The organism is Staphylococcus sp. SUC_1.2 (assembly GCF_026222585.1).
Map to the genome: position 1 here is coordinate 47,829 of NZ_JANJPM010000002.1, position 12,787 is coordinate 60,615.

Annotated in this window: 13 protein-coding genes; 8 read left to right on the top strand and 5 right to left on the bottom strand. The window is 30.2% G+C overall.

Annotated features, from left to right (window positions below):
- The first annotated feature begins 38 nt into the window (after nucleotides 1-38).
- Nucleotides 39-137, top strand: coding sequence for a putative metal homeostasis protein (locus tag NR218_RS01235; protein WP_017174973.1), 99 nt, complete (start codon nucleotides 39-41; stop codon nucleotides 135-137).
- Nucleotides 138-270: 133 nt separating this feature from the next.
- Here NR218_RS01235 and NR218_RS01240 read toward each other — a convergent pair whose 3' ends face one another.
- Complete coding sequence (locus NR218_RS01240) at nucleotides 271-957, bottom strand: 2,3-diphosphoglycerate-dependent phosphoglycerate mutase (protein WP_017174974.1); 687 nt, start codon at nucleotides 955-957, stop codon at nucleotides 271-273.
- 348 nt (nucleotides 958-1,305) lie between these two features.
- Between NR218_RS01240 and NR218_RS01245 the strand changes: the two genes are divergently transcribed.
- Nucleotides 1,306-1,749, top strand: a complete 444-nt coding sequence (locus tag NR218_RS01245; RefSeq protein WP_017174975.1) for a hypothetical protein — start codon at nucleotides 1,306-1,308, stop codon at nucleotides 1,747-1,749.
- 40 nt (nucleotides 1,750-1,789) lie between these two features.
- Here the strand turns inward: NR218_RS01245 and NR218_RS01250 are convergent, their stop codons facing one another.
- From NR218_RS01250 to NR218_RS01260, 3 genes are all read right to left on the bottom strand, one after another.
- Nucleotides 1,790-2,665, bottom strand: coding sequence for a cation diffusion facilitator family transporter (locus tag NR218_RS01250; RefSeq protein ID WP_017174976.1), 876 nt, complete (start codon nucleotides 2,663-2,665; stop codon nucleotides 1,790-1,792).
- Between the two features lie 181 nt (nucleotides 2,666-2,846).
- Nucleotides 2,847-3,227, bottom strand: a complete 381-nt coding sequence (locus NR218_RS01255; protein WP_017174977.1) for a GtrA family protein — start codon at nucleotides 3,225-3,227, stop codon at nucleotides 2,847-2,849.
- Between the two features lie 2 nt (nucleotides 3,228-3,229).
- Nucleotides 3,230-4,726 carry a hypothetical protein gene (locus NR218_RS01260; RefSeq protein WP_145449568.1) on the bottom strand — a complete coding sequence of 499 codons (1,497 nt, stop codon included), beginning with the start codon at nucleotides 4,724-4,726 and terminating at the stop codon, nucleotides 3,230-3,232.
- A gap of 150 nt (nucleotides 4,727-4,876) precedes the next feature.
- Here NR218_RS01260 and NR218_RS01265 point away from each other — a divergent pair, with 150 nt between their 5' ends.
- From NR218_RS01265 to NR218_RS01285, 5 genes are all read left to right on the top strand, one after another.
- Nucleotides 4,877-6,022: a glycerate kinase gene (locus NR218_RS01265; protein ID WP_019834816.1), complete on the top strand. Its 1,146-nt coding sequence runs from the start codon at nucleotides 4,877-4,879 to the stop codon at nucleotides 6,020-6,022.
- A 15-nt stretch (nucleotides 6,023-6,037) separates the two neighbouring features.
- Nucleotides 6,038-6,760, top strand: coding sequence for a hypothetical protein (locus tag NR218_RS01270; protein WP_002488783.1), 723 nt, complete (start codon nucleotides 6,038-6,040; stop codon nucleotides 6,758-6,760).
- Between the two features lie 140 nt (nucleotides 6,761-6,900).
- On the top strand, nucleotides 6,901-8,097 hold the full coding sequence (locus tag NR218_RS01275) for a multidrug effflux MFS transporter (protein WP_002488760.1): 1,197 nt from the start codon (nucleotides 6,901-6,903) through the stop codon (nucleotides 8,095-8,097).
- A gap of 225 nt (nucleotides 8,098-8,322) precedes the next feature.
- Nucleotides 8,323-8,988, top strand: a complete 666-nt coding sequence (gene scdA, locus NR218_RS01280) for an iron-sulfur cluster repair di-iron protein ScdA (protein ID WP_017174980.1) — start codon at nucleotides 8,323-8,325, stop codon at nucleotides 8,986-8,988.
- 538 nt (nucleotides 8,989-9,526) lie between these two features.
- Nucleotides 9,527-10,138, top strand: a complete 612-nt coding sequence (locus NR218_RS01285; RefSeq protein ID WP_145449571.1) for a C39 family peptidase — start codon at nucleotides 9,527-9,529, stop codon at nucleotides 10,136-10,138.
- A gap of 52 nt (nucleotides 10,139-10,190) precedes the next feature.
- On the opposite strand, the gene NR218_RS01290 is transcribed toward NR218_RS01285, so the two are convergent.
- A complete protein-coding gene (locus NR218_RS01290) occupies nucleotides 10,191-11,003 on the bottom strand; it encodes a metallophosphoesterase (protein ID WP_019834814.1) in 813 nt (270 codons plus the stop codon).
- A 306-nt stretch (nucleotides 11,004-11,309) separates the two neighbouring features.
- Between NR218_RS01290 and NR218_RS01295 the strand changes: the two genes are divergently transcribed.
- A complete protein-coding gene (locus NR218_RS01295) occupies nucleotides 11,310-12,710 on the top strand; it encodes an amino acid permease (protein ID WP_048762174.1) in 1,401 nt (466 codons plus the stop codon).
- Nucleotides 12,711-12,787: the final 77 nt, after the last annotated feature.

The following is a 12,787-nucleotide window of genomic DNA, read 5'->3' on the forward strand; positions in this document are numbered from 1 at the left end:
ATCTTTTCCTTTATTCTTTATAAAAAGGAGGACTATTTATGAAACAAGATTTACAAACTGCACGTCGCAACTTAAAAAGTTCTAATATTAAAACACGCAAACGTGCATTAAAGATGATTAAGCAATATCGACGTTAGTTAAAACCGTTTAACTATTTTTACAAACAATCTTACTCCACTACATTAATAAAAGACTAAAGCACTTCTTTAATGCTTTAGCCTTTTATTGTATCTACTATATTACAATAAATAAAAATTCTTGCTCACACTTTTATAAATAATAATGATTAGTTACTTTTAAATCATCATCTAATTCATAAATTAACGGTGCGCCAGTTTTAATTTCATAGCCTATAATGTCTTCATCTGATACGTTTTCTAAATATTTAATTAATGCTCGAATAGAGTTACCATGTGCTGCTACAAGTACAGTATCCCCATCTAATAAATGTTGTGAAATATGATCAGTCCAAATTGGAATGACACGCTCTAATGTTGTTTTTAAACTTTCAGAGTAAGGCATCATACGATGATCTAAATGACGATAACGACGATCATTTAAATAAGATTGACGTTGTTCTTCAGTTTGTGCTGGCGGTAATACATCATAAGAACGTCTCCATTGATGAACTTGTTCTTCACCAAATTCCTTACGGGCATCATCTTTATTTAACCCTTGTAATTTTCCATAGTGTCGTTCGTTCAAGCGCCAACTTTTATGAACGGGAATCCATTCTTGGTCAGATTCAGCTAATAAATATTGAGTCGTTTCCAATGCTCTTGTTAATAAAGAAGTATAAGCAACATCAATTTCAATTTTGTTTTCTTTTAATTTTTTACCTGAAGTGATGGCTTCATTTCTCCCTTGTTCTGACAGTTGAACATCTTCCCAACCGGTAAATAAATTTTTCGCATTCCATTCACTTTGTCCATGGCGACATAAAATTAATTTTGGCATAATATAACACTCCTTAGGTTAATAGAAAGTTAATGAGTATAACGATTGAATTATAAATACTTTCCTCATTATTTAATTTAATATCTATTTATCTTTACACCATTATTATAGAACTATTTCACTTTTTTTCATAATAGGACTACTTATAATTTAATTCGGAATATATGATAAACGTTTGAGATATTTGTTACTTCGTGTTCATATTTGATAATGATTCTTGATATGACAGTAACCTATGTCATTAAATTAACTGTTATAGTGAACATACCGTAGTCAACATCTAGATTTATTGGGATGCAATGTTTTAATTCGAACATTAATATCCAAATCACAAAGGAGTTTTTTATCATGAAAAAATCAATTTTTGCATTAATGACCATGCTCTCATTAGGTGCCGCTGGATTAGAAAGTGGCCAGGCACACGCAGAAGAGGTATCAACATCCCCTTCTCAACAACATCAATACCAATATCATCAAAGTCATACATCTAATTTAAATATATCAAGTTCAAACGCGACAACTTCTAGTACTTCAAGTCGTACACAATCAGTATATCAACGTTTCTTAGCTGCTGGAGGCACAGAAGAAATGTGGGAGAAAATTGTACTTCCTGAATCCGGCGGTAACCCTAATGCATCAAATGGTCAATACCATGGATTAGGCCAAACTAACCAATCATGGGGGTATGGATCAGTGGAAACCCAAACTAAAGGCATGATTCAATATGCAAAAGAACGTTATGGATCAATTGGAGCAGCGATACGTTTTAGAGAATCAAATGGTTGGTGGTAAATTGAATCAAAAAAGAGCAGGAGTATACTCCCGCTCTTTTTTATTTCTCATTTAATGTATTTGGTTCTGGATGAACATATACAGACGATATACCATTATGTTCTAAATGTGTTTCTACTCTATCGCAAATATCATGCGCTTCTTGTAATGATAAATTTGCATCAACTACAATCGTTACATCTAAAAAAATGCTACTGCCGTGATAACGTCCTTTTACATTTTTTACTTCTCTTACATCTGTAACTTCTTGAACAAGACTTCGATATTCTTCTAAATCTTGTTCCTTAAATCCATCACTCAATGCAAAAATTGAATCTTTAAATATCCCAAACCCAGTATAAATAATTAAACATCCTAATACAGTAGCAAGTATCACATCAATAATAGGTAGACCAAATTGTGTAAATAATAATCCAATAGCAGTACCAATACTGACTAAACCGTCAGATAAATTATCTTTTGAGGCCGAGTCTAATGAGCTACTTTTAGTTTGTTTTGCAAGTCTATGATTAATAGCATAAACACCAATCATAATGACACCACTCATCATACTAATAATAATCGTAATAAAATTTGGAATATGGTGTTCATTTGTCAACATTCGAGGTGCATTTTCAATCACTACTTGGATACCTACAAACATAATAATGAATGATACGAAAAGCGTTGAAATATTTTCAGATTTCAAATGACCATAAGGATGATTTTTATCAGCTGGCTTAATTGAAATCTTTAACCCCACAATAACAGCGATAGATACAACAATATCAGTCATATTGTTCAATGCATCTGCTCTTACAGCTGCCGAATCGTACACATATCCAGTAATATATTTTGCAACAGATAAAACGATATAAACAACTAAACTTAAATAAGCGCCTCTTTGCGCCAATTTAAGATTTTCGTTTTGGGTCATATCTAGTTAACCACCTTAAACACTTAGTATTACTAGTATGTACTATCAAAATTTGAATTACAATATTTTTTTATTTCTATCATTTTTATAAAAATAAGCTAATTAATTTTTTAGTCAAACCTAATTTCCTATTTATAAAAAAAAGAGCTAGAAGTACACAATTCTAGCTCTTTTTTAAATTTTAGTCTTTTAAAATCCATTTAGATAATATAAAAGTAATCGGAATTGTAACGATAAGTCCTACAAACGGTGCAATTTCAGAAGGGAAATTAAACCATCTTACAAAGATATATAAAAACAAAGATTGCATTCCCATATTTACTACTTGTGTTAATGGAAAACTTAAAAATTTCTTAAGGGTTGGTTTAACTCTATAAACGAAATAACAATTTAAATAATAAGAAATAATAAAACTTACTATAAATCCAATAATATGACTCACCATATAGTGAATGTGTAATAATTTTAGTAAAATGAGATACACTAAATAATAATCAAGTGTATTAATCCCACCCACTATGACGAATTTAATTATTTCATAGTGCGTTTGTTTTAACTTCATAGTTAATCTCCTCTGTCTTCTATTACATTAATATCAAACGGCAATATTTTAAGTTGTTTATTATTTGAAATTTGATAGTACTCTTTGAAATTTTCCTTTTCGATTTCTTCAGTTGGAGTCATTTCATAGAAATATGTCTCAAATGGCAAATGTTTTACAATAATTTCATTTCTATGTTGTTGAATTTGAGTTTGAATATTATTTAATCTAGCTTCATATTTAAAATGCACAATCGTAAAAATAGCAATAAATACGAATAATAAACATCCTACACAAATTTTAAGAATATTATCATAGCTTTGTTTTAAAGTATGTAATTCAGTAACTAAAGTAATCAATATCACACACCACATTATATATACAATAAAGAACTGTTGAGACGTTACCTCTGAAATGAAAAAGATAGGTATAGCACTTAAAATAATAGAAATAAAAGCAGCTATTAAAATAATACGATAGTAGCTATCTGTAACTATAATAAAACTAGCCATACTTATACTGACGAAAAAGCTAAAACATAATAAGAAATTAATTAGACCATAACTTGTAATCAAAGTTGTTTGATTAAAATTAAAGGGTTCAAAAATAAATATCTTGTATATAGGCAATACAAGTATACCAATCATTAATATCATTTGTCTGATTTTAGAAAACGTTTGAAAGCGAGTATTTTTTATAAGTAACCCAATTATAACAATCGCAATCATAGACACTATGATAATATGATTAAAAAACATATAACGTGGAAGGTCATTTAATATTGTAACTCTTAATTTATGAACATAACCTAAGCCATCAATGTGTGCTCTCATTGCTTGAATGTCACTTAGATAATTAATGTACGTCTGGTTAATCAACATGATTAATGTACCACATAATGATAATAGAAACCCTATTAATAAATTAAAGTTAATTTTACGTTTTAACACAAAATAAGCAATTAATGTCGTGAATAAAGCCAAATTAACGAAAAAAGTTAATGATTCAGCAAATAATTGCCCACTGAAACAACTGATCCAAAATAAAATGACATTGTACATTTTTAGTTCATCTTTTATAAATAAAATTTGACTTATAAAATACAAATTATAGAGAACACATATCATTCCAAAAGCATAACTAAAAAAGTAGCCAAAGCTTCCATAACTCTCTGAAAAAACTGAATTAGGTATAATAAGCAATAACATAGTTGCAAGCATGAGATGACGGATTGAAAATGTTTGGCGTATCAATTTGAGTATTAATAAAATAATGCTTACTGATATTATTGAATACATAATCATACGTAATATTACCGAACGCACTGCTACAAGTTCAATTAAATTACTAATATAACGTCCATTCAAATTATCAAAATGATGATAAAAGGTACTTATGCCTTGATGACTTCCAAAAAACCAATCGATTCCATGTAAAGGAATAATTAAACCTAAGTAACCGTAAAATAATAATAACCCTATGACCCAGATGTAAAATTCGTGTTGTTTAAAGTTAGACATTTACACTACTCCTCCACTACAATAATGTTACATTATAGTGTTTAATCAATTCTATTTAATTAAATACCATTATATACTTTTTTTATATTTTAAACATTAAATCATTTTAATTTAGTTTTTTATTTATAATTTTAATCAGAAGTGATCTCGTTGAACATAAACAAAATGGTTATTGCGCCAGATTCATTTAAAGAGAGTATGTCTGCTAAACAAGCTGGATTAGCTATAGAACAGGGTTTTAAAAATATATTCGGTGATGCGCTTAAAACAGAGGTTATCCCTATGGCAGATGGTGGCGAAGGTACAACCGAAGCTTTAATAGAAGCATTAGATGCGACAATTCATAGCATTAAAGTACATGATCCACTTTTTAGAGAAGTGACTGCATCTTATGCTCGTTCGAGAGATAATCATGTAGCTATTATTGAAATGGCAGCAGCTTCAGGATTAGATTTAATTCGTACAGATGAACGTAATCCTTTAATTACTACAACATTTGGCGTTGGCGAATTAATTAAAGATGCTCTAAACCATAATGTGACTAAAATTATATTAGGCATAGGGGGGAGTGCAACAAATGATGGTGGTAGTGGTATGCTGACCGCTCTTGGCGTAAAATTTCTAAACTCTGATAATGAAGAAATTGAACTTGGTGGTGGCGCTCTTGCTCATTTAACTCATATAGATGCGTCAAAATTAGATTATAGATTAAACGACGTTACCTTTGAAGTGGCATGTGATGTTACAAATCCTTTATTAGGTTCTAATGGTGCAACATATATTTACGGACCACAAAAGGGAGCAACTGAAAAGATGATACCAAAGTTGGATTCCGCACTCGCAAATTATCATGATATGATAGAGAAAGCATATCATATCAGTGTTAAAGATATACCTGGTGCTGGAGCTGCCGGTGGATTAGGAGCTGGTATTCTCACTTTCTTCAATGCGTCATTATCTAATGGCATCGATATTGTCTTAAAAGAAACGCAATTTCTTCAAAGCATTAAAGATGCCGATTTAGTTATTACAGGAGAAGGAAAAATAGATGTACAAACGATTTATGGTAAAACACCTATCGGAGTGGCAAAAGCAGCCAAACAATTCGACTTACCTGTTATTGGTATATGCGGTAGTTTAGGAAAAAATTATCAAGCCGTATATCAACATGGAATTGATACTGTGTTTAGCATTATAGAAACGCCATCAGAACTCCCCTATTTATTAGAAAATGGAGAACGATTCTTAACACAAACTGCTGAAAATATTGCTCGATTAATTAAGTTAAATGATTAAAAAGAGGTGAAATCTATGAAACGTACTGAAAAATACAAAGATTCATATCAATACGATGATCAATATCAACAACGTAATCAAAAAAGTCGCGAGTATCAACAACGTCAACAGAGACGTCAAAGTGAAGAAAATTACAGAAGAAATGAACCTCGTCAAGAGTATCATCATCAAAATCAGGGCGATTATGATGAAAATGCTAACCGTTACTATAACGATCGTGACTTTAGACGTGAACAATTACTAGAAGAAGAGAATGAAAAAAATAAAAAATCAAAACGTTGGTTAATCGCTATTATTGCAATTCTTCTTTTAATTATTGGCATTTTTGCGACTAAATCTTATATTGATCATAAAAAGGAATCGGACAATAAACAACATACGTATAATGCAACAAATGATGTATCTAAAAATTATCAACAAGAAGTTCAAAATCAAAGCGATAATATCAAGAAACAAGTTGAAGATGCAAAAAATGATATTAAAGATAAAATAGACACTGAATCACGTCTTAGACAAATACAATCTCAAATTGATAAATTAAAAAATAATGAGATTACTAAAGAAGACTCTAAATTAACTCAATTTTATCAAGACCAAGTTAATAAGTTAAAAGAAGCAAATAATGCACAACAAAACAACGCAAATGAAAACAAAGTGAATGCGCTATTAGATGATGTCAATAATAAAGTAGATGATATCAAGAAAAAACTAAACAGTATTCTTGGTAATAATAATTAATATTCTTATGTATTGTGACAAATTTCAGCTCTAAAAAGATTGATTAAATCAATCTTTTTAGAGCTTTTTATATTTGAAATTACATATTTTCTCAAAAACCTATATAATGTACATTGCAAATCTTTTCAAGGAGTACAATTATGCATAACTCAACACATACTAAATTGCCGATGCTATTACTCATTGTTCTAGGAACAATGACAGCATTTGGTCCAATGATTATAGATATGTATTTACCCGCTTTACCAGCAGTTCAGCAACAATTTAATACATCAACGTCAAGCATACAACTTACCCTATCCTTTGCAATGATTGGCCTAGCACTTGGACAGTTTATATTCGGACCTTTATCAGATGTATTCGGTCGAAAAAAAATTGCACTAATAATTCTTAGTGTATTCGTTTTAGCTTCATGTGGTGCGATATTTATTACAACATTTCCACTATTTTTATTGATACGTTTGGTACAAGGATTAACTGCCGGAGGTATTATTGTTATCGCTAAAGCTTTCGCAGGAGATTATTACCAAGGAAATACTCTAGCTAAATTTCTTGCTTCTCTTATGGTTGTAAATGGTATAGTAACTATTTTAATGCCATTACTTGGAGGTTTATCGCTTTCTCTTGGCTCATGGAGAATTATCTTTGTTATTTTAACAGCTATTAGCATAATCATGTTATGTGGCGTTACTTTCAATATGCCGACCACACATCATTCTGAGCATGTTACTGCCAATTTCAAACATATATTTTCTGACTTTGGACGTTTGCTTAAACGACCAAGATTTATTATTCCAATGTTTTTACAAGGATTAACTTATGTTATGTTATTTAGTTTTTCATCTGCTTCTCCGTTTATCACTCAGAAAATATACCATATGACGCCTCAACAATTTAGCGTAATGATTGCAATCAATGGCATTGGTTTAATTGTTGTGAGTCAAATCGTTGCTTTGCTTGTTGAACGTATACATCGTTTTAAAATCTTAATTTATTTGACTTTCATTCAACTTATTGGTGTACTTCTCGTTGTATTTACTTTGATATTACAAGGTCCATTGTGGCTCTTATTAGTCGCTTTCTTTTTAAATGTTTGTCCTGTCACTTCAATCGGCCCCTTAGGATTTTCAATGGCTATGGAAGAACGTACTGGTGGAAGTGGAAATGCTTCTAGTTTACTAGGTTTATTCCAATTTATCCTTGGTGGTCTAGTGTCTCCTTTAGTTGGTCTTAAAGGACAGTATAATGTAATGCCTTATCTCACAGTAATTGTTATCACAGCAATTCTCATAGTTTTACTTCAATTTTTATATTTTAAAAAATATCAACGTATCTAATATATTCTTATATTAATAAACGTAATCTAGCATCCATTTTTAATATAAACATCGACTGCTAATATGTTAAAAAATATTTGAGACAATTATTATATCTCAAGTATTTTTTAACATTCACAAATTTGTAATGACTTTTCAACAAATACATGACAACTTATTCTTCTCTAATTGAAAATGATTATTATTTACTATAATAAACTATAGTTAAATAAGGAGGATTTATTTATGGTCACTAAAGATTCAATTGTTGCTAATGTCGTTACTGATTTTCCATTAAGTTCGGATGTTTTCAGAAAATACGGAATAGATTTTTGTTGTGGTGGAAATATCTCAATTAAAAATGCAGTAAAAAATAAAAAAGTAAATGTCGATACAATTATAGAAGAAATTAATCATTTACCTGTACATTCAACAGGAAATATCAACATTAAATATTTAGATGTCCCTTCCTTAATTCAATATATTCAATCACGTTACCATGAAACAATGCGTGAAGAATTTAAAAACCTTTCACCTTATGTCACTAAAATTGCAAAAGTTCATGGACCAAACCATCCATATTTACTTCAATTACAAGAGTTATATCGCCAGTATCGTGATGGTATGCTTGAACATATGGATAAGGAAGATAATCATGATTTTCCATTACTCATTAAAATTGCACGTGGTGAACAAGTTAAGAATGCGCATCAAGTTATTGAAAGTTTAGTTGAAGATCATACTCAAACTGGACATCTATTAGAAGAAATGAGCGATTTAACAAATCAGTATCAGCCACCTAGTGAAGCATGTAATACTTGGCGTTTAGTCTACACACGCCTTGAACATTTAGAACGTGAAACACATGAACATGTACATCTTGAAAATCACGTATTATTTAATAAATTTTAATTTGTATTAACGATAACATGCATCCTAGAAAAATAAGATTGACTTACTTTTTAACACAATCAGATTAAATAAGAAGCTATGACATCTTAAGGACTAAACCCATATCTACAGAATCAAAAGAAAGCAGGTCCTTTAATGTTATCTATCGGTATAATGTGCAATAAAGATTTTTGACGCAATAAACATAACATGAATGATATTGTTCATGCCGCAAAATAAAATAATACTTGGGAGTTTGCATATATTCATTTTTAAATGCATAACTCCCAATTTTATTTTATATTAACTGTTCAATCTTTCTGTTGCATATTAAAAATTAGTATATGAATAAGATACATTTTAAGCATGATATCTTTAATCACTTTTGGGTTTGAATTTTTAACATCAATTACTATATCAACATTCTTCTTATTGGCTTAAATATGTTGACCCACATTTTGTTAATACAAAGAATTCAAATGATTATACGCTACTCTAATCAAGGTATATAATAAATTTACTTTAAAACAATGTTTTACTGACATAAAGGAGAACGTTAATGAATAAAAAATTATTATCAGTTACGCCTAAAAGTCAACTTTTTCCAATCCCTATGATTATGGGTTGTGAAGGCGTTTCTGCAGCTATGTTATTACAATATAATCATCATAATATTAAAGCTACTGATATTATGAAACATTGGCCTACGCATCCAAATAATCCCTATAAAGGCTATGTTGGTCATCATTTACTTGTTAAGTTTGGTCATCACCAAACGATTTTCCCTTCTGCTTATGTTCCATATTTACAAACATTTGATTCACGTATCGTAGATGGCACTGGTACGAATTTAGAAGAATTAGAAACTGTGATTGATCATGGACAACCGATTCTTATGTATCATACAAGCTTAGGTCAAAAACCTTCACGTAAAACGTTTAAATTTGATAACCACACGCGTCAGCTTGTGTCTAACATTCACGTTACATTACTTATTGGATATGACGACACACATTACTATTATATTGATCCTTTATGGAGTCACTTTTTAAGAAAAATAATTGTGCCTGCATTAGTACCTAATCGCTTCCAGATTATAAAAATTAAAAAAGAATTCATGGAGCGTAGCTTTAACGCCCCTGGTAAAAAATGTATCTATGTAAAACCATAAATTAAAAGAGCAAAAAGCGACTGCCTTCTGAACGTCGTTTCTTGCTCTTTTTTTATTCTATTACAAAGTCTATTAATGCATGATTCATTTCTGAATATATATCTGCTGTTCGCCATTCTCTTTTATAACCTAAACAAGGACATAAAAAGGTTATATTATTTTCTACTAAAGATTTACGAAAATGAACATGCCCCATAATACTGTATTTAATCGGAAACTGTTGATATAATCGGTCGAAATCTGATGTACCTATAAATGCATTGAAAAAATCAAAAATACGATGAGGGGTAGGTACTACAAATTTAGAATGTGTCACAATATGTGTCATTAAAATAATTTGTTTATCTTGAAGTTGCTCCAATTCTTGTTTAACATGCTTAGCCGCCTTTTTGGATAAAATCGTATCATCTTCATCCCAATCGATTTTCACTTTATCTTGCCAAGTGGCCCCATAATATTTCCCTTTTTTTAATCGAGTTTCTTCAAACTTTTTATCAGCGTAACTGTAATCATACCAAGCAGTATGGCCTACAATAGCCCAATTATCATTAATTACATATGGATGATCCAACAAACACTCTGGCTTTGTTCTATAAAAATCATAAATATCTTGAGATGTCGTTCCATCCTCTACTTTCCAATAATCATGATTTCCTGGAACAAATAATACGGGAATATGTAAAGCAGTTTTTAAATCTTTAATAAATTGATAGCTATCTCTAAAATAATTTGAAATATCTCCTGCAATTAATAGTAAGTCAATCTCTCTATGTTGAACTACTTTAATCAATGTTTCTAGATATACATTTGATTTTAGTTTAGGATGTCTGTCTATATGTAGATCAGAAATCGCTCCAATTCTCATTCCTCTACTCCTCTAATACATTTTTAAATTTTATCTATTATGCCATAGATTATTATAAATATAAATTATTCTGTTTTTCATAGTTGTATACACACATTTGTTTTTTTGAAAATTAAGAGTATAATAAAATTAACTTTTAACAAAGTTACATATTTAACAAAATTTAAAAAAGTAAACTTTTAAAAATCTGAATATTCTAATTAATTACAAATTGATCTTCACTCTTTTCCACTTTGTTAAACAAGTTTTTAAAATTTAAAGAAAGCGCTTACGTAATTATCGTGTGGCTTTCTGAGGGGGAAGTCTATGGCAAGACAGTTAGAAAGAGAATTAAGTAATAGACACATTCAATTAATTGCAATTGGTGGCGCTATTGGCACAGGATTATTTTTAGGTTCTGGACAAACGATTTCGTTAACAGGGCCATCCCTACTAATCACCTATCTAATTATTGGTATAGTGTTATTTGCTTTCATGAGAGCACTTGGAGAATTATTACTTAGTAATACACGTTTCAATTCATTTGTAGATATTGCCAACGAATATTTGGGACCATTCGGTGGTTTTGTCATTGGTTGGACATATTGGTTATCTTGGATTGTTTCAAGTATGTCTGATTTAACGGCAATGGGACAATATTTTAGTTTTTGGTTTCCAAACGTTCCTCACTGGCTAACTGTATTATTTATCGTACTCTTACTTATTTCATTTAATATGCTTGGTGCAAAATTATTTGGAGAGTTAGAATTTTGGTTCTCTATTATAAAAATTATTACTATTATTGCTATGATTATCGTTGGCTTAGTTATGATTTTCTTTTCATTTAAAACGTCATATGGACATGCGTCTTTTAGTAATCTTGTAAATCATGGTGGTATTTTTCCAAATGGACCAGCTGGATTTTTAATGTCATTCCAAATTGCTGTCTACTCATTTATTGGTATTGAACTAATAGGTGTTACAGCTGGAGAGACTAAAGACCCTCGCACAGTGATTCCAAAAGCAATTAATAATGTACCTGTTAGAATTTTATTATTCTATGTGGGAGGCTTACTTGTGATCATGTCAGTGATTCCTTGGAATAAGATTAACCCTGATGCAAGTCCATTTGTGATGTTATTTAGTATGATTGGTTTACCTTTTGCAGCAGGACTTGTTAACTTTGTCGTGTTAACAGCAGCCGCTTCTGCAACGAATAGTGGTATTTATTCTAATAGTCGTATTTTATTTGGTTTATCTAAACAAGGATTAGGACCTAAGATGTTAAGTAAGACAAATCATCATAGTGTGCCTTACTTATCAATGTTTGTATCTTCTGGGACATTACTTTTAGCCGCATTATTAAACTTTATCTTTCCAGATGCAATTCAATTATTTATTTATGTCACTACACTCTCAACTGTATTATTTATAGTTGTTTGGGCAATGATTATTATTTCTTATATTATATATGTACGAAAAAATCCTGAAGAACATAAACACAATAAATTTAAACTTCTAGGCGGTAAAGCACTGGCTTATGTTATTCTTGCATTTTTCTTGTTTGTATTTGTGTTATTGTTCTTTAGTGCTGATACGAGAGTAGCCATATTTATTTCACCAGTTTGGTTTATATTCTTATTCTTGTTCTATAAAAAGTATAAGAAAAATGCTGAATATTTAGCTGAAAAAACACGTCAGCAACCTCGAGAATCAATCAATCATTAGATATTTTATTAAGCGGAACTGAATTCAGTTTCGCTTTTTTATGTCTTAATAATGACATATACTAAAATATCTCATTA